Raw genomic sequence first — 19,682 nt, 5'->3', positions numbered from 1 at the left:
GCCCTTACTTTTGCTGTTTTTCCCAGTCATCAATCACCTTTTTAAGTTCGTTGATGTCTTGTTGAGAAAGTTGCTCAGATTTAGCAAAACCGCTGACTAACGGCGCGATACGGCCACTAAAAAAACGCTCAATAAAATTTTGACTTTCTTTTAGCGTGTATTCAGCGCGTTCCATGCAAGGAGTGTAAATATACTGGCGGCCATCTTTTTCAAAGCTGAGTGCGCCTTTTTTTACTAACCGACCGAGTAAGGTTTTAATGGTTTTTTCGTGCCATTGTTTATCATCGCTTAAACGCTCGATAATTTGGCTTGCTGTAGCAGGGTAGTTCAGCCAAAGTGCATCGAGCACTTCAAATTCTGCTTTTGATAATTCAATCATATATATATTGCCTACAGGTGTAATCTTTAACTTAAGATTACACCTGTAATCAAACTTTGCAACTATTTTATATAAAAATAATTAGTTTTTTAAAATGTCAGATTTATTTATTTTACGATAGGTATTTTCTGGCAGGCTTAGGGTGGCCAAATTAAGCTCGGCAATTTGTTCTCGGTAAAGATCAATCACTTTATAGCCACAGTAATGGGCCATTTTTCGGATTTGGCGATTCAGCCCTTGCTTTAAAATAATACTAAATTGGCAGTCGGCTACTTTCTCCACGGTGCATGGCAGTGTGATATGTTTATCAACAGGCACACCATTTGCCATTTTTTGGCTAAAGCCATCATTAAGCGGTTTATCAACAGTGACTAAATAACGTTTTGGCTGGTGGAAGTCAGGATGGATCAGCTGATTACAAAATTCACCATCATTAGTCAGTATTAACAGACCACGAGAATCTTTATCTAGCCTGCCAATCGGGTATACGCGGGTCTCTGTTGGTAGATGGTGAATTAAGCTGCTAGGGTCATGTTGATTGAGTTTACAATCAATTCCTACCGGTTTGTGATAGGCATAATAAACGCGCGTTGCTTTACCTTGTACACGCGTGTTATTGACGCGTATATCGTCGTTATCATCAACGTGATCAATATGATTGGCTGGGCGGTTATTTACGCTCACCACACCTTCATCAATCAGCCGCGAGGCTTGTTTACGAGAACAAACGCCAGCATGGGCAAGGTATTTAGCTAGACGAGTTTTCTCGCTCATAAATTAAGTCGCTTCGGTTTAAATTGATCAAAGTATATCAAAGCAACGTACAGATAACTTAATCCACTGTAAAAAGGGTTTCACCATGGCGATAAAATTATCAGAACTTAAAAACCATCAGCCTTTGCAAAAAGTTATTGTTCACTCATTGGAAATGGCTTTATACCAAGTGTCGGTGATGATCAACAATGTTGAGTATTATGTAACGGATGAGCAGGGGGAGTTTATTCGTGGCTTAAGTCCATTGCATATTCAAAAACGACTCGACCACCTTAGTTATGCGCAAATGGTATTGCGTCATACCAGTGCATACGATGAAATGTGTGGCCAGAGTGAAAAAGTGGGCAGTAATATGCTTGAGGTGCCTTACGGTAAAAATCATTTATATTAACTTGTTAGTCATTTAAACTGACCTTTTAACTTAGTAAAAAGCGACCATGTATCAGTTTGAAAATGATGATTCACAGGTATTAGAACAGTTATTGCGTGAGCAAATAGTTGCTTATAATCAAGCTCACTTTGATGCACAAAGACTGCCATTGGGGTGTAAATTTGTTGATGAAAATCAGCAAGTGGTGGCGGCTGTAGCTGCTCAATTATTTGGTAACTGGTTACAAATAAATTGGCTTTGGTGTGATGAAAAAGCACGCGGTCAAGGCCTAGCTAGTAAGTTACTTAGCGCGATCGAATTAAAGGGTAAGCAGTTAGGTGCGCTGCAAGTTCAGCTTGATACTTTAGATTTTCAAGCTAAACCATTTTATGAACATCGTGGTTATGAAGTTAAATATCAACTCGATAATTATCCTCGCTCTGGCACCCGCTACTTTATGGAAAAATCACTTAGTTAGCTGTTAATGGTTCGCCATCAAAAGTAATGCCCAAGAAGGGGGTTACTTCTGGTGCTAACATAAATGTGCGAATGTTCATGTGATCGTGCTCATTAGGATTGCCAAGTACATCATCACGATAAAACGCGCCAAAGCAATCTAGAGTATTTTGTTTACTTAGTTGGTTTAGTTTAGCAAAAGCAAAAATTTTACATGAGCCATTATTTTCACCAACGGCACTTTTTAAGCCGTGGTTATTGAATGCGCAGGCTGTAAAAGTATAGTTTGCTTCAATCACTGCCATCGTATCGGCAAATGCAATGGTGTGTGGCTCATTAGCCAGACGGCTTAAAAAATCGTTGAGTGTCATAGTCATCCTTATTTAGCTAACTCTAGCTGATTAGTTTGTTGATTAATATTAAATTTAAACAACTGTAAAAAATTCATGCCGAGTAATCCATACCCACTATGGTTATCAATTACTAACACTTCAAAGTTTTCAATATATTGCTGGCCAATTAAAATTGAATCAAGTTGGTAACGTTTTGCGATTACTTGGCCGTTGGCGGTATTGATGCTTAAGCTATCAATATAGTCGGGTATTGGCCGTAATGCTTGAAATACGTTATTTGGTAATACGGTAAAGCTTGCCCCGGTATCTATCATTAGTTGGGTGTTGAGCGCATCGTTGATTTGCATATCTAATAAATAGTGTGCGCCGTATGGACGTAATGGCACCAGATCAATACCGCTTTGCGCTTGTGCTATGCGTGTTTGTAATTCAGCAACTTTCGCTTGTAATGGATGCTCCAAAGGAAAGCGCTCTAATGTTGCTTGCGCGCTTAGCAGGTCACCGAGATGGTAATATGCATTAGCGAGTGCGAATAAGTAATTAGGATTTTCGTTATCATAATCAAGCCACACTAAGGTTTGATTAATGGTTTTTTGCCACGCGTGCTGCTCTGTAAGCGTTTTTATTTGTGCCATGGTCAATTGTATTAAACGCATATTAATGGCTGCTTGCTGGCTTTCATTGGCAAGTGATTGCAATGATAATAACGCAACAATAGCTTGGTGTAGCTGCTGGTTTTTCACTAAACGTTCGGCATCAAGCTGTAACATATTTATATCGTATGGATAGCTATTTAAAAATAATTGCAAAAAAGTCTCAGCAACTGTGAGCTCATTATTTTTTAACCAGTTATCGAGTTTATCTAACCATAAAAAGTAAAGTTGTTCAGCTTGTAATGGCTGGCTTGTAGTTAATGCTTGGTAGCTGGCTAAGGCAGCCGTAAACTGTCGCTGATTAAATTGCTGTAGAGCTTGCTGATAGAGTGATTGCTGATTGTTTTCAACGATAACTGATGGCGACAATTTAACGGCTGCTTGTGGGGCTGTTGCTTGCTGTTGTGGCCACAATAAATAGCCATTAAGTGCCACTGATAGCAGTAGCAGCAGCGTGATAAATTTAGTAACAGCAGTCCCTTTCATTGCTCGCTCCTAGAATATTATGGCTGGCTTAAAAAGTGTTTAAGCGCTTGAATATCAGTTATTTCAATATCGGCTAAGCCTTTGTAGGCATATTTAGCTGGTTGGTCATTTAACCAAAGTGACTGACAACCCGCATTATGCGCACCTTGTACATCGGTGTCTAAACTATCACCAATGTGCAAAATGTGCTGGGTTGGGACGCCAAGCGCGGCGGCGGCCTGTTCAAACATCGTGGTATGAGGTTTAGCTTTACCGTGAATACCTGCTTGTAAAACCAGTTCAAATACACCATTTAAGTTAAAACGTTCAATTTCTACATTACCATTGGTAATAGCAATTAAGCGATAGCGTTTACTCAGTTGTGAAAGTAAATCGAGCACTTTATCATCCACTACAATTTGGCTGCGGGCATCAGCAAATGCTTGATAAGCATTATTAGCATGGTGTTCGAGCTCTGCGTTTTGATAACCGAGCTTTGCCAGTGCTGTACGCAGAGTGCTTTTGCGCCACTGCGTAACATTGTCGACTAACTCGGGGTTATCAAGTAGCGCCTGCTCACGGCACTGTTGCCAATAGTCTTTACCTTGTGCTTGCCAGTTTGGCAATGCATTTAGATAATTTATCTGTGCTTGAACGGCTGCTGTAATTATCGGATGGTTATTGTATAAGGTGTCGTCTAAGTCAAAACTCAATACGGTAAAAGGTGAAATGGCACGATTAAAGCGGATCATATAAGCTCCTTGCTAGTCGGTATTTGAACGTTTTTTAGCGCGAGGGTGCGTGTTGTCATACACTTTAGCTAAATGCTGAAAATCTAAATGGGTATACACTTGGGTGGCCGATAAACTGCTGTGACCCAATAACTCTTGTACTGCTCGCAAGTCACCCGATGATTCTAAAATATGTGATGCAAATGAATGGCGTAATTTATGTGGGTGTACTTGGCTGCTAATACCTTGTTTTATTCCCCACTCTTGCATGCGAAGTCGAACGTGACGTGCTGAAATACGGCACTTTTTGCTACTGACAAATACTGCAATTTCTTCTGGATGAGCAAATTGAGGGCGTAGTTTAAGCCATTTATTTAATGATTCTAGCGCTTTGCCTCCCACTGGTAACAGGCGTTCTTTGTTGCCCTTACCGCGGACTAATATTTCCCCCGCACTGCGATTTATATCTTGTATATTGGCACCAACTAACTCACTAATTCGTAAGCCAGACGAATACATCAGCTCCATCATCGCCTGATCGCGAACTGCAAGAGGATCATCATCGTGAATATCAAGTAACCGTGCCATTTGGTCTACATCAAGGTTTTTAGGCAGGGGTTTGGCAAACTTGGGGCCTTTGATTGCTTCTGCCGGATTATGATAATGGTTTTGTTGACTGTTATCTTTGGTCTTTAAAAACTTATACAAACTGCGAATGCAGCTGAGCTTTAAACTAATCGTACGGCCACTTAGTTGCTTGCTTCTAAGCTGCATGCTGTAACGGCGTATATGCTCACCCTGTACGCTTGACCAATCATTACACAGTTTGCTGAAATACAATGCAGCGAAGTTAAGTTGGCTGGTGTACTGGCTGATAGTGTGTGGTGAGTATTGTCTTTCGAAGCGCAGATAATCACTAAATAATAGGATTGGCGTGCGCCACTTATCGCTTAGTTTGTCACATAATTGCTCAACATTTGGCGGCTGCTGCTCGCTCATGCCTGCTCTAGTTCCAATTCCAACAGTCTAAGTTGCAGTGAGCGAACAAACTCAAGTACAAATAAACTATCTTTTGCTGGTTCGAAGTGGTTTGCATCATCACTGCCAAAGGCCAAAATAGCGATAGGGTGCTGACTGTTACCAATTAAATAGAGCGCAGTTGATTGTGTAGCAGGGCTGAACAGTAAATCTCGCTCTTGCTGATTTACGCGACCCAGATAAACGCCATTATGCTCTAAGCGGTGTTCAATTAGTTGCGCAAACTTTTTATCATACTTAAGCAAGTGGCATTCATTAATCGCCGGATTAGTACAAATAATATTGCGTAAGTTTATTGCTAAAGTTTTAAAATCGTAGTTAGTCCAAAGCTGGCGATGACACTCGCTGAACAAGCTATAAATTAGCTCATTTTCTTTTGCGTGCTTAATTAAGATGTCAATTTTGCTTTTCAACATGGTGTTGTGTTCACGCAATTGACGCTGTTGGATGTGCACCAATGAGGTTGCGCCTTGTACTTGCTGCAGCTCAAGTTGGGCTAATAGTGCTGGATTTTGAGCTAAAAACAATGGGTTTTGTTGTAAAAACTCACTCACTTGCTCACTAGTTACTTGGTCGTTTGAGTTACTCATAAAGCGACCTGCCCATCAAATACATGCTCTGCAGGGCCGGTCATTCGCACTGGATGGCCTTCACCTTGCCAGCGAATTTGCAAACTACCGCCCGGTAAATCGACCTGTACTGTAGTGGATAATTTACTTTGAATTTGGCCAATTACCATTGCTGCACATGCGCCTGTACCGCAGGCGAGCGTTTCGTTAACGCCACGTTCCCAAACTCGCAATTTAATATGCTCAGAATTAATCACTTGCATAAACCCCACGTTAACGCGCTGTGGAAAACGTTCATGATTTTCAAGTAGCGGGCCTAAAGTGCTGACGTCAGCTGTCTCTATATCATCAACTTCAAGTACACAATGTGGGTTACCCATTGATACTGCACCACTAAATACGGTGTGTTCTTCTGCTCGAATAATATAAGTCAGTTCACGCTTAGTCGCTTTGAGTGGAATTTTGCTCGGTTCGAAATTAGGGTGACCCATGTTGACGGTGACTTGGCCATCTTTTTCTATGTATAAGGTTAAATTACCTGATTTGGTAGATACGGTGACTTTATGTTTATTTGTAAGGCCTTTCATCCGTACAAAACGGGCAAAACACCGAGCACCATTGCCGCATTGTTCTACTTCGTTACCGTCAGCATTAAAAATACGATAATGGAAATCAAGATCGGGAGAATAAGGCGCTTCAACCATTAATAGTTGGTCAAAGCCGATGCCGAAATGGCGATCTGCCAGTTTTTTTATTTGGTCTCGTGACAAGAAAACGTTTTGTGTAATGTTATCAATTACAACAAAATCGTTGCCTAGGCCGTGCATTTTGGAAAAATTAACTAACATAGCGCTCTAATTCGGGTTGCTCTGCGCTAATCATGCCACAGAGCAGCCTCGTTACAAAAAGTTTATGGTAAAATTTTCTCGCCTTGCCATAGACTTTCCAGAGTTTCACGCGCGCGGATCAAATGACTCTGCTCGCCATCGACCATGATCTCTGCCACACGTGGCCGTGAGTTATAATTTGAGCTCATGGTAAAGCCGTAGGCACCAGCGCTGCGCTGGGCAAGTAAATCACCTTGTTGTAAGGCTAACAGGCGATCTTTACCTAAAAAGTCACCGGTTTCACACACCGGACCGACAATATCAAAGTTGTATGTGGGTGTGTCGTCATTACGAGGCGTTACCGGCACAATTTTTTGCCATGCTTGATATAAAGCAGGGCGCAACATATCGTTCATACCGGCATCAACGATTGCAAAAAACTTATCTTGGTTTTGTTTTATAAACTCAACTTTTGTAACCAAAATACCCGCATTGGCAGCAATCGCACGGCCCGGTTCAAAAATAAGCTCTAAGTGTTGATAATCAGTTAAACGATCGGTGATATGTGCCACATATTCACTTGGATGCGGTGGCGCTTCGCCATTGTATGGTACGCCTAAACCGCCGCCAATATCTAAATGGCTGAGTTCAATACCGTTGGCTTTTAAATCGTCAATTAGAGCCAGTACTTTGTCTAGTGCTTCGAGAAATGGTTTGATTTCAGTCAGCTGTGAGCCAATGTGACAATCAACCCCGGTGATTTTTAGGCCAGGCAATGACGCAGCATACTGATAAACACTTGTTGCAGTAAGAATATCTATACCGAATTTATTTTCTTTTAAACCCGTTGAAATATACGGATGGGTTTTCGCATCGATATCAGGGTTTACACGAATTGAAATTGGCGCGACTAAATTAAGTTCGCTGGCAACGTGTGAAATACGATCTAGCTCTGAGACGGACTCAACATTAAAACATTTAATCCCGAGCTTGAGTGCGTAGGCAATTTCGTCAGCTGTTTTGGCAACCCCTGAAAAAACCACTTTACTAGCGTCGCCTCCGGCCGCAATGACGCGGGCAAGCTCACCTTTAGAAACAATATCAAAACCTGAGCCTAAACGTGCCAGCACATTTAAAACAGCAATGTTTGAATTGGCTTTTACAGCATAGCAAACTAAGTTTTTATGATTGGTCGCGGCCTGTGCAAAGGCAAGATAATGACGCTCAAAGGTTTTGCGAGAATATATATAACAAGGCGTACCGTATTGTGCGGCGAGCTCCTTGACAGCGATGTCTTCAGCATGCAGCTGATTATTTTTATAGTCAAAAAAGTCCATTATTGGTCCTGTTTCGATTCAGTTGTTGATGACTGTGTTTGCGTAACTGGAGTTGTTACTTGTTGTGGTTTATTTGGCTCGGCTTTATCTTCTGGCAAATACAGTGGCCCGCTTTGTCCGCAGCCAGCTAAAGTGATGAGTAGTACACCAAGTGGGGAAAGTCGTTTTAATTGTTTAAGATGCATCTCTTTCATTAGATTAATCGTGTTGCTGGCTTTATAATCGCAGATTAACAGAATATCTAAAAAATGCAGCTATTCGCGGATGAATTTATTCCTGTTACACTAGCTGCATGCAATTCGTACCGAATATCTGGCTAAATGCCCGTAAAAGGAAACAATAATGACTGATCATGAATACCACCAATTAGCCGAAGCTCTTATGTTTACCATTGAAGAACAAGTGGATGACTGTGAAGCTGACTTAGACTATGAATCTGCACAAGGTATTTTGGAGATTATTTTTGCTGATCGCAGTAAAATTGTGATTAATAAGCAAGCTCCTTTGCATCAAGTATGGGTTGCGACTAAGTTTAATGGTCACCATTTTGAATTGCGTGGCGATAAGTGGATTGATAATCGCTCGGGCGCAGAATTTTGGCAGTTTATGAATGAAGCAACAACGCGTCAAGCTGGCCAAACGGTAGAATGGCAATCAGCACTATGAGTTTAGAGTTTGTAGAATACGCGGCAAAAGGCCAGCATCAAGCAACGATTATTTGGTTACATGGTTTAGGCGATTCAGGCGATGGATTTTTACCTGTCGCATCGCAACTTGCATTGCCTGATGAATTAGGTGTGCGGTTTGTGTTCCCACATGCTCCGGTACAACCGGTCACCATAAATGGTGGTATGGCAATGCGTTCTTGGTATGATATTAAATCTATGGATCTAGACAAGCGCGCTGATGAAACTGGGGTACGCGAATCAGCGGCGAAGGTTGAGCAGTTGATTGAGCAAGAGCTTGGTAAAGGTATTCCTGCAGATAAAATAATATTGGCTGGTTTTTCTCAAGGTGGCGTTATTGCGCTACATTTAGCACCGCGTTTAACTCAGAAACTGGCAGGTGTAATGGCGCTTTCGACTTATATGTGCGTGCCAGATAAGTTAACGGCTGAAGCTAAACATACAGATTTGTCGGTATTTATGGCTCATGGTAGCCAAGATCAAGTAGTACCTTATGATGCAGGTCGTCATGCGTTTGACATACTTACAACGCATAACATGGATGTAAGTTGGCAAGATTACCCAATGGGCCATCAGCTCTGCGGGGAAGAACTAATGGCTATTCGCCACTGGTTGATCGCGCGCTTAAGTTAAATAGTGTTGAGTAGCCGAGGCTAAAATGAAACAAAAAATAGTGATCACTGCAAGTATGAGTCGAGAGGCTGCACCTATCGCGCCTGAGGTAACCTATCAATGGCATTGGCAGCGCATTGTTACCGTTACGCTACTGATGATATTTGCGTTAGTTATTTTTACTTATAGCCTGTTGAGCTCCGTTAATGCTGAGCAAAATGATCAACAACAACCCCTTGATAGCCCCGCCGAGTCTGTTGCACAGACAAGCGAAGAAGACGCGCCTTTAACATCTTCAACAACGGTAGCAGACAATACAGAGTTTGAGGTAGTCAGCGAAGCGTCGACGCTCACTGATATTAATGCTGATGATGGTAATGATGCTAGTGTGGTGGATGATAAAAGTGAATCGCTAGAAATGGCGATGATAACTGATAGCCCAGAGCTGCAAATTGTTGATAGTAATCAGCCCGAACAAAGCCAAGCACTTGCAGCTAATACTATTGTTGCTACAAATACCAATAATGAGCCAGTAGAGAGTGACGTTAGTGCGGAGCAACCAGATAGTTTTGCTACATCCGCACATATTGCCAGCGTTGCTCTTGGTGCAAAAATTGATACCGACAAAGTAAGCCGCGCAGTATTGACCCGTGAAGTGGTTGATCGTGAACCCGTTAATGTTTTTAAAGCGGATGTGCGTTTAAATGAATTTACTGAAACAATGGCATTTTTTAGTGAGCTTAAAAATATGCAAGGGCAGACGGTCAAGCATGTTTGGCGCTATGAAAATGAAGTGCTAGATAGTATTGAGCTTGGTGTAACGTCTCCTCGGTATCGCACTTACTCTAATAAAACTATTTTACCTGAACAAGTTGGCAACTGGCGTGTTGATGTTGTTGACGAACAGGGCCATTTATTGGCACAAAAAGAATTTCGCATTTTAGCTGAGTAAGTGTTTATTCACCTTTAGGCTCAGCAAAGAAAATTAATTGGACTCCTTTTATGACTGAAAACGTGACAAAAAAACCTCAACTTATTCGTATCGCTACGCGTAAAAGTGCATTAGCACTGTGGCAGGCTGAATTTGTAAAGGCACAGCTAGAGCATTTCCATGCCGGCATTACTGTTGAGCTAGTACCAATGTCGACGCAAGGAGATATTATTCTTGATACACCACTTGCAAAAATCGGTGGCAAAGGACTATTTGTTAAAGAGCTTGAGCAGGCCATGTTAGATGGCCGTGCAGATATCGCTGTGCATTCAATGAAAGATGTACCTGTTGATTTTCCTGAAGGGTTAGCACTGCATACAATTTGTGAACGTGAAGATCCACGCGATGCATTTGTGTCAAATACCTTTGCTAACATTGCACAGCTACCACAAGGTGCTATTGTTGGTACATCAAGTTTGCGTCGTCAGTGTCAAATTCGTGAACTGCGTCCTGATTTAGAAATTCGTGATTTACGCGGTAACGTCAATACTCGCCTAGCTAAGCTTGATGATGGCCAATATGATGCGATTATTTTAGCTGCTGCTGGCTTAATTCGTTTACAGATGCATGACCGTATTAAAGCATTTATTGAACCAGAAGAATCGTTACCAGCGAATGGTCAGGGCGCTGTAGGTATTGAATGTCGTATTGATGACGAGGTTACCCAAGCGTTACTCGCACCACTTGAGCATAACGAGACACGTATTCGTGTTAATGCCGAACGTGCAATGAATCGCCGTTTAGAAGGTGGTTGCCAAGTGCCAATTGGCGCTTATGCTTTAGTTGATGGCGAGCAAGTACATTTACGTGGTTTAGTGGGCGCAATTGATGGCAGCGAAATTTTACGCGCTGAGATCAGTGGTAAAGCAATTGATGCTGAACAGCTTGGTGTGCAACTGGCTGAACAGTTACTTGCTTTAGGCGCAGATAAAATTTTAGCTGAAGTATATAGAGACGCATAAATGTCACAGATCCTGATAACTCGCCCACATGGAAAAGGCGCCGACCTTGCTGAGCAACTGTCGCAAGGGGGTTATCAGGCGACTTTATTTCCGGTTTTGAAAATTGATTACTTAACCCCAGATAATACTCAACTGACCCCTTTACTGAATGCAGATAAAATTATTTTTATCTCCCAAGATGCTGTCAAAGCATTGTTGGCACTTAAACCCGATATCAATACTAAAGCGCAATTTTATGCCGTAGGTGAACAAACGGCAGAAGCCATTTGGCAGGCATTTGGCGTACGAGCAGCCGTGCCTAAACTGCATGATTCTGAAGGACTATTGGCTTTAAAATCATTACAGCAAGTTGATGGTCTAAATATAGTGTTGGTCAAAGGTAAGGATGGCCGAGCAACGATTGCAAAAAACTTAAAGCAACGTGGGGCATTTTTAAATAATTTAGTGGTTTATCAACGAGGCCCTGTAGAAGGTAATGCAACTGACTGGCTAGACCACTGGCAAAGCCTTGATGTTAAAGGTATAGTCATAACAAGTAATGCGGCAGTTGATACGATTTTTCGTGAACTGGGCGCAAAACAATTAGAGTGGATCAGACAGTGCCAGTTTTATGTTGCCAGTGCTCGCATTAGTGAATACCTTGCGGCGCAACAGATTGACTCGGCAAATATACACATTGCTGCAGGTGCAAGCGATAGCGCTATGTTTACTTGTATTAGCGAAGGTAACATTATGAGTGAAGATACAAAGCCAACATCACAGCTTGCTGACCCTAAAGCAACGCCAAGCAGTTCAACCAAGGCGAATGCTAAGGTTGCAGACTCTGCTTCGGCAACAAAAAAAGACTTTGCTATGAAACAAGAAACGAACCAAAACAACAAACAAAAAATAAGTAAAACTGGCAGCTTAGCATTACTTATCTCGTTGATTGTGGCCTCTGGTGTTGGTTTTCAGTTTTACCAAAAACTTCATACACAACAGCAAGCAAATCTGTTAGTTAATCAGTTATCAGCTGACAACCAATTACTCGGTAAAGAGCTGCAAGCAGTGAAAGTTGCGCAGCAAACCTTGCAACAAGCGCTGTTTAATAGTGAGCAAAAAGTTGCTGCTAGCTTAGCTGAAAATGCAGATAACACGGCAAAACAATTAGCAGCCGCCTTGCAGCGTGCAGAGCAACAAACATATAGTCTTAATCCACAAGAGGTGACTAGTTTGCAGCGTATGGCTGAGTTTAAACTGTGGGCTGAGCATGATTATAATGGAGCGGCGGCAGTATTAACTCGATTAGATACGTTATTAGCAGAGCATCCAGGAACTGGCGCTATTCGCCAAGCAATATATCAAGATTTGCAAGCGCTTAGCACTGTTGAGCCGGTTGCAATAGAAGCAATTTATTTAAAGCTGCACGGTGTACTCGGGCAAGTAGATAAGCTCGTTTTTAATGCTGTGGCATTACCACAAGAAGTAGATCAAAAAGAGCAACATGTATTGAGCGAAAACGTTAGTGATTGGCAGCAAAATTTAGCTAATTCGTGGCAGCAATTTAAAGATAACTTTATTAAAATTCGCCAACGTGAAGATATCGCTATTGAACCTTTATTGACAGAGTACGAGCGTAATTTGATCCAACAGCGATTAAGTTTATATTTATCGCAAGCTCAAGATGCGCTTTTGACTAAACAAGCCAGTATTTATTTTACTGCTCTGAGTCAAGCCGAAGTATTAGTAAAAGATTATTTCCAACATGATGAAGCACTAACTAAAAGTACGCTTAAAGCGCTGCAGGAGTTGAGCAAAGAGCAGTTAAACTTTAGTCCAGCTATCACTTTGCAAAGTACTGAGCAGATCAAGGAGTGGGCAAAATGATCCGCTTAATATTGGTTATTTTAGCAGTTGCTGTATTACTTGCTTTATCGCCTATGTTAATAGGTGAAGTGGGTTATGTATTAATTTCGTTTAATCAAACTACTATTGAAGGGTCTATCGTTGCTTTTTGCGCGACCATTTTGGTTATCGCGCTGGGTTTGTATTTAACTTATAAGCTTATTCGTTATATTTTGTCTTTATACAGCAATACTCGCCATCGTTTTTTTGCCCGCAGTGAAGAGCGTAAACAAGCAGCGATTGAGCAAGGTGTATGGAGCTTAATTAATGGTGATAGCGAGCAGCTAGAACTGGCATTGGGAAACAATAGCGTGGCTGATAATTGGCAAGATGTGCGCTATGCGTTACTAGCTAAAGCGGCTTTACAAAATAATGACACAAGCAAAGCGATTGGATTACTTGAGAAAATATCACCAGAAAACCAATTAAAAGCGGCTAAACTCTGGTTAGCCAGTGGTGATAGCAGTACTGTGACCGGTGAATTAAAAGCGTTAGCGGAAGCTAAAAAAGCCACCGCGCTGGAGCTGAAATTGTATGCCGAAGTACTTGTGCAACAGCAAAAATGGACTGCGCTTGAGCAGTTTATGCCGCGTTTACTAAGTAAAAAAGCGTTAACAGATAGCCAATGGTCGATATTATTGACCACTTACTTTATGGCACAGCCAGAATCGCAATTAACCAATAAGTATCAGCAACTATCTAAAAATGTAAAAGTAAAAGCGCATAGCTGTTACTTAGCTGCGATGGCAAAAGCTGGGCGTTTAAATGAGATTGAATTAAGTTTACTTAAAATGCTGAAAAAACCAGAGCAGCATATTGAGCTTGCACATATATTAAAAGTGTCCGCCCCTGGAGACGCATTAAAGTTACAGGCGAGTTTACAAGATACTTTAAAAAAAGAGCCGGATAATCAAGCATTGTTACTGGCACTTGCATGCTTAGCTAATGCTCATGGTGAGTATGAGCTTGCTGCCCGGGTGTTCGATAAAGCGTTAAACACAGAGAACAGCAAAGAATATTTAGTACAAGCAAAGCTTAGTTATAGTAAAAGCGCACAACCACAAAAAGCACTCGACCTTTATTTGTAATTACAGTTAGTTGAGGCCTGAATAGGAGCGCCAGAGCATTGCAAAATATATTTACTCTGACGTTTGGTTTAACCTTTGCTTATTTTATTACTGGGTTTTTCAGTAATTCGCTACTCGCTATTGATGGTTATGCAGTGGCTTCGTGGCCACCATCAGGCATTGCCCTTGCTGGGTTTTTATTGTGCGGGCGACGCGCTTTAGTTGGGGTTTTGCTCGGTGCTTTACTCACCAATATGATTCATCTCGATCGTGTTGCTGATATTCTGCATTGGCAGGTTTTCTTACAAGCTTTAGCTGTCTCTTTTGCAGCCGTTTTGCAGGCCTGGGTAGGCTGCTATTGCATCGTTAAAATAATTAAAGCTCCGCTAGATTTATCCTCTTTAAAACACAGTGTACAAAGCTTGATCATTGCAGGGCCTGCTTGCTGTGTGATTGCTGCAGCGATAGGCACTAGCTTATTGGTGTCCAATAATATAATACCGGTACATACCGCTTTTGATAACTTTGTGGCGTGGTGGATTGGCGACAGTATTGGGGTGTTAATTTTTACACCGTTAATATTGGCGGCTTTTAATTACGAGCAGATGCGTCATCGCTTACAAGTAATTTTACCTGCAACCCTAATTTATATTGTTATAAGTGTTAGCTTTTATGCTGCAGCAAGTGTGAAAAAAGACAAAGATATTCAAAAGCAAGAAGCAAAAGTAGCTGAAGTTCGGTTGGAAATAAATCATAAATTAGATGAGGTATCGGCGCATTTAGCTCTGCTTTCTACTTTTTTTGCCAGTAGTGATGAAGTTAGTTACGCTGAATTTAAGCGTTTTACTACAACTCAACTTAATTACAGCAATGAAGTACTTGCCCTAGAATGGGTGCCAAATGTACCGTTATCAACGGTTGCTCAATACCAACAACAAATTCGTCTAGAAGGCTTTAATGAGTTTTATATAAAAGAGCAATCACCCCAGCAACAGTGGCAGAGTGTGACTAAACGGGACAGTTATTACCCTGTACAGTATGTACATCCGATGCTGGGTAATGAAGAGGTATTAGGTTTTGATTTAGCCTCAAATGCGCAAATCCGTAATGTGATGATGATGTCAAAAGCATTAAATGAGTTGATTATCAGCGAGCCGATGAAGCTTGTACAAAGTAACAATGATGATACTGGGGTGTTGTTTTTCTTTCCGGTTTTTGGTGACTTAGATATGCAAGGTGATTTTAGGGGCTTTGTGGTTGGCGTTATTAACTTAGCGCGCTTGGCTGATACTTTGCAGGTTAATCATCGTAGTCAAATAAGTATGCACTTCTACGATGTGACTGATGCGCAGCAGCGACAACTAATCTACCGCGCATCTCGCACCGATAGTGAACTGCTGAGTGAATACCAGTTAGTTATCGGGCAGCGAATTTGGCAAGTTCAGCTATTTGAACCAACAACACAAACGTCATGGATAATGTATTGGTTTGCACAAATATTAGGGATGTTATTTGTTTGGTTACTGATCACTTTTTTAATCTCAGTGACCGGCACCAATATTCAGGTGCGCGAGCAAGTTGCTCAACAAACACGAGTGTTGCGTCAAGAAAAACAAAAAGCAGATGAAGCAAGTCAAATCAAAAGCCAGTTTTTAGCGAATATGAGTCACGAAGTACGTACTCCGATCAATGGCATTAAAGGTCTGCATTATTTAGCGTTGCAACAGCAAGATTGGCAACAAGCCCGCCATTATATTGAACAAGCTGATGGTGCACTGAGTGTGTTGCTGCGAGTATTAAATGATGTACTCGATTTCTCTAAAATGGAAGCTGGCAAACTCGATTTAATACAAGAGCCTATTGCGTTAAATCAGCTTATTGATGAATTAGTTAATTTGGTGAAATTTGACGTTGATATAAAGTCGCTGAAATTAATATTAGAACTCGATAACAACGCGGATCTTCAGCTAGATAGCGACCCAATACGTTTAAAGCAGGTCTTGCTAAATTTATTAAATAATGCGATTAAGTTTACCGCTACAGGCACAATCACACTCAAAGTATGGCAGCAGCAAGACGTCACTTACTTTAGTGTCAGTGATACTGGTATTGGTATTAGCCAAGTAGCTCAACAGCAACTTTTTCAACCGTTTGCACAAGCCGATAGCTCTACCTCGCGACAGTTCGGCGGTACAGGTTTGGGGTTAAGTATTTGCAAAAAATTGGTTGAATTGATGGGAGGAAATATTAGTTTAGTAAGCGAGGAAGGACAAGGTTCAACTTTCACTTTTACCTTACCACGTATCTCGCCTCTCGCTAAAGCCGAGCAATTAGAGCCTCTCTTTGCTGAGATTGACACGAGTACTTTATCGCTTGCTGAATTTAAGATCCTATTGGTGGAAGATAATCCGCTAAACCAACATGTTGCTACCGCTATATTAAAAACCAAAGGGTGTATTGCTGATGTTGCCAGTGACGGTTTTGAAGCCATTGAGAAGGTCTCTGAAACCCGTTATGATTTAGTGCTTATGGATATTCAAATGCCTAATATGGATGGTTTGCAAGCCACTAAAGTGATTCGTGATGAGCTATTTATACATCAGCTTCCTATTATTGCTCTGTCAGCAAATGCTCATGATGATGATGTTAAAAAAGCTCTCGCAGCTGGTATGAATGGCTATTTAACAAAACCAATCGATGCCGAAAAGCTATTTAAAACCATATGGCATTATCTACAAAAGAGTAGTGATTAATTTTTAGTACTTTTATCGAGCGGGGCTGACAAATGACCTCAATAATACAAACAAAATCATCTAAACTTGAATTACCGATTTAAGTGCGTATGATCCGCGCAAATTAACTGAACTGAGTGCTAATTATGATCAATAAAAAACTCCCTTTGCTAGATATCCATCGCCATTTAGATGGTAATGTCCGCGCGCAAACTATTCTTGATTTAGGTCGTCAGTTCAATATTAAGCTGCCTGCTGATAATGTTGCAGACTTAATACCGCATGTGCAAGTTATCGATCCTGAGCCTAACTTAATGGCTTTTTTACAAAAGCTTGACTGGGGCGTCACGGTATTGGGTGATTACGATGCGTGTCGGCGTATTGCCATCGAAAATATTGAAGATGCGCAAGCACAAGGTCTTGATTATGTAGAGCTGCGTTTTAGCCCTTACTACATGGCACAAAGCCAAGGCTTACATCCACAAGGTGTTGTTGAAGCTGTAGTTGATGGTATTAAAAGTGCGACTCAAAGTAGCACGGTTAAAGCTAACCTGATTGGTATATTATCACGTACTTATGGTACTAGAGTTTGCCAGCAAGAGTTAGATGCCTTACTCGCGTTTAAAAATGATTTAGTTGCAGTGGACTTAGCTGGTGATGAAATTGGCTTTCCGGGCGAGTTATTTGTCGATCACTTTAAGCAAGTACGTGATGCTTACCTTAGCGCAACGATTCACGCCGGTGAAGCTCTGGGAGCTGCCAGTATTTGGCAAGCAATCAATGAGCTAGGTGCTGAGCGTATTGGCCATGGTGTCAAAGCTATTGAAGATGCCAAGCTAATGGACTACCTACGTGATAAACGCATAGGTATTGAATCGTGCCTAACTAGTAACGTGCAAACCAGCACAGTAGCGAGTTTAGATGTACATCCACTGAAGCGCTTCTTAGATCATGGTATTTTAGCGTGTATTAATACCGATGATCCCGCAGTGGAAGGCATCGAAATTGAACATGAATACATGGTTGCAGGACCTGCTGCAGGACTGACTCAGGCTGATATGGAAAAAGCCCAAGCCAATGCACTTGATATTGCATACTTGAGTGATGCTGAAAAACAGCAACTAAAGCAAGCAGTCGCTGCTCGATAGTTACGATGCACAAGCCATTAAATTATGCGCCTAATGCTCACGTTGGCAGCTTAGGTAGTTATCAAACATGGCTTTAAGAATATCACTACGGCCTATCATGCCTATGACCGTAGTGCCTTCTACAACAGGGTAGTTTTTCGGCTTACCGGTTTTCATTTGCTCTGCAAGTTCCATTATGTTGGTGTCGCCGTTGACGGTTACAACCTCGGTTTGCATCAGTTGTGAAACCTTAACCACACCGTCACAAAAATAACTATTTTGCATTAACGGTTTTAGCAGTTCTTGCTCAGAAATAAAGCCCACTAAACATTTATTATCATCAAACACTGGCGCTCCCAGTAGTTTGAATTTTTGTAGTTCTGCAATTGCTGTGGTCATCTCGGTTTCAGGGGTTATATGCGGTAACTTGCGCTGCATAAAATCTTTTACTTTGGTGTTTAACATTTGGGTCTCTCCCAATTAATGAGTTATTCAAAGTATGGTTAAGGATTGGCCGTTTGTGAAATTGTTTATGTTGATTGCGCTGATAGGTAACAACAATCACAGCTAAATTTAATTATGAGCCAGACCATCAGAGTGAGTTTGGTATTTGGCTTTCACTAACTCCATATAATGCGCTAAGCTTTTTTGTGAATTAGTATCAAATGCCTTGGCGAGTGGAATAATGCTTTGAATACGATCTAAGCGAAACTCTCGGTAGTCACTGCGCAACTGACAATAAGCGATAAGAGTCCACTTTGCTCCCCAATATACCAGTCCTAAAGGGTCGACAATACGCTGAGTTGGTCGTTGGTTTACATCCAGATAATGAAATTCAATGCAGGTTTTATTAGTGATGGCTTTACGAAGTATCAAAGTGGTCGTTTGGTGGCTTTTATCGTGATGAAATGCAGAGACTAAATACGGCAGCTCTGCAACGCGTTGCTTTAACCTGTTAGGCAACACTGCATTAATTTTAGTCATTGCAGCTTGGGCATTCGCCGCTAACTGTGGATCAGTCCAAGCGCTGACCATTTTACTACCTAGCAACAGTGCTTGTAGCTCCTCAAGAGTAAACATCATCGGTGGTAGGTCGTAATCGGTAATTAAATAGCCAGTGCCTGCCTCACCTTCAACGGGCACGCCCGAGCTCTGTAAGTGCTGAATATCGCGATAAATTGTTCGCTGAGATACCTGTAATTTATTGGCAAGTTCGTTTGCAGTGATCGCAAAGCGGCGACTCTTAAGTATGTTTACTAATTGAAATAGCCGCTCTGATTTGTGCATTGGTTATCCTTGTTTTCAAAAATACAGTGTTAGCTTTGTTGGCAAGCTGTTTGGCTAAGCACTTCAAAACGATCCAGCTTTATCGATTCTTTTGCAATGAGAGAAGTGTACTGTTGGCAAATAGCATTATCAAAAAATGTATCACGCAGTTTTTGGGCATCAGCAACCGTAGCAAAATAAATGATACTACTATATTGCTGGGTATCGGCTTGTTTAGCAAGGGAGCGGTAAAGTACGCCTGATTGGTTATCAATATAACGCTGAAAATCATTATTAGCGATATGGAACTGCGCTAAATTTGTATCAGTCTTTAGTTTGAAATTTACAACTTCGATTAAATTTGTGGTCATCATAGTTCTCCTTGTTTAAGAAGAGCTAAGTA

23 protein-coding genes are annotated in these 19,682 nt (G+C 41.4%); 10 read left to right on the top strand and 13 right to left on the bottom strand.

Features of this window, described 5'->3' with window-relative positions; all coding sequences use genetic code 11:
• Positions 1-4: 4 nt before the first annotated feature.
• Together PSR9079_RS14500 and PSR9079_RS14495 are read right to left on the bottom strand one after the other, a co-directional pair.
• Entirely contained in the window at positions 5-379 is a 375-nt protein-coding gene (locus tag PSR9079_RS14500) for a BlaI/MecI/CopY family transcriptional regulator (RefSeq protein ID WP_145239968.1), read from the bottom strand.
• Between the two features lie 81 nt (positions 380-460).
• Positions 461-1,153 carry a pseudouridine synthase gene (locus PSR9079_RS14495; protein WP_149982189.1) on the bottom strand — a complete coding sequence of 231 codons (693 nt, stop codon included), beginning with the start codon at positions 1,151-1,153 and terminating at the stop codon, positions 461-463.
• An 85-nt stretch (positions 1,154-1,238) separates the two neighbouring features.
• Here PSR9079_RS14495 and PSR9079_RS14490 point away from each other — a divergent pair, with 85 nt between their 5' ends.
• Complete coding sequence (locus PSR9079_RS14490) at positions 1,239-1,544, top strand: DUF6482 family protein (RefSeq protein WP_145239964.1); 306 nt, start codon at positions 1,239-1,241, stop codon at positions 1,542-1,544.
• Positions 1,545-1,590: 46 nt separating this feature from the next.
• Positions 1,591-2,001, top strand: coding sequence for a GNAT family N-acetyltransferase (locus tag PSR9079_RS14485; RefSeq protein ID WP_145239962.1), 411 nt, complete (start codon positions 1,591-1,593; stop codon positions 1,999-2,001).
• Here PSR9079_RS14485 and PSR9079_RS14480 read toward each other — a convergent pair.
• From PSR9079_RS14480 to lptM, 8 genes are all read right to left on the bottom strand, one after another.
• On the bottom strand, positions 1,994-2,350 hold the full coding sequence (locus PSR9079_RS14480; RefSeq protein ID WP_145239960.1) for a HopJ type III effector protein: 357 nt from the start codon (positions 2,348-2,350) through the stop codon (positions 1,994-1,996). The two genes, PSR9079_RS14485 and PSR9079_RS14480, sit on opposite strands and share 8 nt — an antisense overlap.
• Positions 2,351-2,358: 8 nt before the next feature.
• Positions 2,359-3,471, bottom strand: coding sequence for a retroviral-like aspartic protease family protein (locus PSR9079_RS14475; protein WP_149982188.1), 1,113 nt, complete (start codon positions 3,469-3,471; stop codon positions 2,359-2,361).
• Between the two features lie 17 nt (positions 3,472-3,488).
• Positions 3,489-4,202: an HAD-IA family hydrolase gene (locus PSR9079_RS14470; RefSeq protein WP_149982187.1), complete on the bottom strand. Its 714-nt coding sequence runs from the start codon at positions 4,200-4,202 to the stop codon at positions 3,489-3,491.
• Positions 4,203-4,214: 12 nt separating this feature from the next.
• Entirely contained in the window at positions 4,215-5,180 is a 966-nt protein-coding gene (locus tag PSR9079_RS14465) for a tyrosine recombinase XerC (RefSeq protein ID WP_149982186.1), read from the bottom strand.
• Positions 5,177-5,809 carry a DUF484 family protein gene (locus PSR9079_RS14460; RefSeq protein WP_149982185.1) on the bottom strand — a complete coding sequence of 211 codons (633 nt, stop codon included), beginning with the start codon at positions 5,807-5,809 and terminating at the stop codon, positions 5,177-5,179. Before PSR9079_RS14460 ends, PSR9079_RS14465 begins: the two co-directional genes overlap by 4 nt.
• Positions 5,806-6,636, bottom strand: coding sequence for a diaminopimelate epimerase (gene dapF / locus PSR9079_RS14455; protein ID WP_145239950.1), 831 nt, complete (start codon positions 6,634-6,636; stop codon positions 5,806-5,808). The genes PSR9079_RS14460 and dapF overlap by 4 nt, the downstream gene beginning before the upstream one ends.
• A gap of 62 nt (positions 6,637-6,698) precedes the next feature.
• Positions 6,699-7,952 carry a diaminopimelate decarboxylase gene (gene lysA, locus PSR9079_RS14450; protein WP_149982184.1) on the bottom strand — a complete coding sequence of 418 codons (1,254 nt, stop codon included), beginning with the start codon at positions 7,950-7,952 and terminating at the stop codon, positions 6,699-6,701.
• Entirely contained in the window at positions 7,952-8,146 is a 195-nt protein-coding gene (gene lptM, locus PSR9079_RS14445; protein ID WP_149982183.1) for an LPS translocon maturation chaperone LptM, read from the bottom strand. Before lptM ends, lysA begins: the two co-directional genes overlap by 1 nt.
• A 148-nt stretch (positions 8,147-8,294) precedes the next feature.
• On the opposite strand from lptM, the gene cyaY reads away from it, so the two are divergent.
• The 8 genes from cyaY (at position 8,295) to add (ending at position 18,034) form a co-directional block, all read left to right on the top strand.
• Positions 8,295-8,618: an iron donor protein CyaY gene (cyaY, locus tag PSR9079_RS14440; RefSeq protein ID WP_145239944.1), complete on the top strand. Its 324-nt coding sequence runs from the start codon at positions 8,295-8,297 to the stop codon at positions 8,616-8,618.
• Positions 8,615-9,271 (top strand): alpha/beta hydrolase, encoded by a 657-nt coding sequence (locus PSR9079_RS14435; RefSeq protein WP_149982182.1) that lies wholly within the window; start codon positions 8,615-8,617, stop codon positions 9,269-9,271. The genes cyaY and PSR9079_RS14435 overlap by 4 nt, the downstream gene beginning before the upstream one ends.
• A 25-nt stretch (positions 9,272-9,296) precedes the next feature.
• A complete protein-coding gene (locus PSR9079_RS14430) occupies positions 9,297-10,202 on the top strand; it encodes a DUF2914 domain-containing protein (protein ID WP_149982181.1) in 906 nt (301 codons plus the stop codon).
• A gap of 62 nt (positions 10,203-10,264) precedes the next feature.
• Complete coding sequence (gene hemC / locus PSR9079_RS14425; RefSeq protein ID WP_149982317.1) at positions 10,265-11,203, top strand: hydroxymethylbilane synthase; 939 nt, start codon at positions 10,265-10,267, stop codon at positions 11,201-11,203.
• The gene (locus PSR9079_RS14420) at positions 11,204-13,069 is read left to right on the top strand and encodes a uroporphyrinogen-III C-methyltransferase (protein WP_149982180.1); all 1,866 of its coding nucleotides are present in this window, start codon (positions 11,204-11,206) and stop codon (positions 13,067-13,069) included.
• Positions 13,066-14,175, top strand: a complete 1,110-nt coding sequence (locus PSR9079_RS14415; RefSeq protein WP_149982179.1) for a heme biosynthesis HemY N-terminal domain-containing protein — start codon at positions 13,066-13,068, stop codon at positions 14,173-14,175. Before PSR9079_RS14420 ends, PSR9079_RS14415 begins: the two co-directional genes overlap by 4 nt.
• 38 nt (positions 14,176-14,213) lie before the next feature.
• Complete coding sequence (locus PSR9079_RS14410; RefSeq protein ID WP_149982178.1) at positions 14,214-16,907, top strand: CHASE domain-containing protein; 2,694 nt, start codon at positions 14,214-14,216, stop codon at positions 16,905-16,907.
• Between the two features lie 125 nt (positions 16,908-17,032).
• A complete protein-coding gene (gene add / locus PSR9079_RS14405) occupies positions 17,033-18,034 on the top strand; it encodes an adenosine deaminase (protein WP_149982177.1) in 1,002 nt (333 codons plus the stop codon).
• 30 nt (positions 18,035-18,064) lie between these two features.
• On the opposite strand, the gene PSR9079_RS14400 is transcribed toward add, so the two are convergent.
• The 3 genes from PSR9079_RS14400 to PSR9079_RS14390 form a co-directional block, all read right to left on the bottom strand.
• Positions 18,065-18,478, bottom strand: coding sequence for a CBS domain-containing protein (locus tag PSR9079_RS14400; protein WP_149982176.1), 414 nt, complete (start codon positions 18,476-18,478; stop codon positions 18,065-18,067).
• 108 nt (positions 18,479-18,586) lie between these two features.
• Entirely contained in the window at positions 18,587-19,300 is a 714-nt protein-coding gene (locus tag PSR9079_RS14395) for a helix-turn-helix transcriptional regulator (protein ID WP_149982175.1), read from the bottom strand.
• Positions 19,301-19,329: 29 nt separating this feature from the next.
• Positions 19,330-19,653, bottom strand: a complete 324-nt coding sequence (locus PSR9079_RS14390; protein WP_246175571.1) for a hypothetical protein — start codon at positions 19,651-19,653, stop codon at positions 19,330-19,332.
• Positions 19,654-19,682: the final 29 nt, after the last annotated feature.

It is taken from the genome of Pseudoalteromonas rhizosphaerae (assembly GCF_902498845.1).
In the GTDB taxonomy this organism is placed as follows: Bacteria; Pseudomonadota; Gammaproteobacteria; order Enterobacterales; family Alteromonadaceae; genus Pseudoalteromonas; species Pseudoalteromonas rhizosphaerae.
Note: the sequence above shows the minus strand (reverse complement) of the source record. Positions and strands in the feature narration are given on the sequence as shown.

Coding starts and splice junctions, on each gene's coding strand:
- PSR9079_RS14500 (WP_145239968.1), bottom strand. CDS start 379: ATGATTGAATTATCAAAAGCAGAATTTGAAGTGCTCGATGCACTTTGG.
- PSR9079_RS14495 (WP_149982189.1), bottom strand. CDS start 1,153: ATGAGCGAGAAAACTCGTCTAGCTAAATACCTTGCCCATGCTGGCGTT.
- PSR9079_RS14490 (WP_145239964.1), top strand. CDS start 1,239: ATGGCGATAAAATTATCAGAACTTAAAAACCATCAGCCTTTGCAAAAA.
- PSR9079_RS14485 (WP_145239962.1), top strand. CDS start 1,591: ATGTATCAGTTTGAAAATGATGATTCACAGGTATTAGAACAGTTATTG.
- PSR9079_RS14480 (WP_145239960.1), bottom strand. CDS start 2,350: ATGACACTCAACGATTTTTTAAGCCGTCTGGCTAATGAGCCACACACC.
- PSR9079_RS14475 (WP_149982188.1), bottom strand. CDS start 3,471: ATGAAAGGGACTGCTGTTACTAAATTTATCACGCTGCTGCTACTGCTA.
- PSR9079_RS14470 (WP_149982187.1), bottom strand. CDS start 4,202: ATGATCCGCTTTAATCGTGCCATTTCACCTTTTACCGTATTGAGTTTT.
- PSR9079_RS14465 (WP_149982186.1), bottom strand. CDS start 5,180: ATGAGCGAGCAGCAGCCGCCAAATGTTGAGCAATTATGTGACAAACTA.
- PSR9079_RS14460 (WP_149982185.1), bottom strand. CDS start 5,809: ATGAGTAACTCAAACGACCAAGTAACTAGTGAGCAAGTGAGTGAGTTT.
- dapF (WP_145239950.1), bottom strand. CDS start 6,636: ATGTTAGTTAATTTTTCCAAAATGCACGGCCTAGGCAACGATTTTGTT.
- lysA (WP_149982184.1), bottom strand. CDS start 7,952: ATGGACTTTTTTGACTATAAAAATAATCAGCTGCATGCTGAAGACATC.
- lptM (WP_149982183.1), bottom strand. CDS start 8,146: ATGAAAGAGATGCATCTTAAACAATTAAAACGACTTTCCCCACTTGGT.
- cyaY (WP_145239944.1), top strand. CDS start 8,295: ATGACTGATCATGAATACCACCAATTAGCCGAAGCTCTTATGTTTACC.
- PSR9079_RS14435 (WP_149982182.1), top strand. CDS start 8,615: ATGAGTTTAGAGTTTGTAGAATACGCGGCAAAAGGCCAGCATCAAGCA.
- PSR9079_RS14430 (WP_149982181.1), top strand. CDS start 9,297: ATGAAACAAAAAATAGTGATCACTGCAAGTATGAGTCGAGAGGCTGCA.
- PSR9079_RS14420 (WP_149982180.1), top strand. CDS start 11,204: ATGTCACAGATCCTGATAACTCGCCCACATGGAAAAGGCGCCGACCTT.
- PSR9079_RS14415 (WP_149982179.1), top strand. CDS start 13,066: ATGATCCGCTTAATATTGGTTATTTTAGCAGTTGCTGTATTACTTGCT.
- add (WP_149982177.1), top strand. CDS start 17,033: ATGATCAATAAAAAACTCCCTTTGCTAGATATCCATCGCCATTTAGAT.
- PSR9079_RS14400 (WP_149982176.1), bottom strand. CDS start 18,478: ATGTTAAACACCAAAGTAAAAGATTTTATGCAGCGCAAGTTACCGCAT.
- PSR9079_RS14395 (WP_149982175.1), bottom strand. CDS start 19,300: ATGCACAAATCAGAGCGGCTATTTCAATTAGTAAACATACTTAAGAGT.
- PSR9079_RS14390 (WP_246175571.1), bottom strand. CDS start 19,653: ATGATGACCACAAATTTAATCGAAGTTGTAAATTTCAAACTAAAGACT.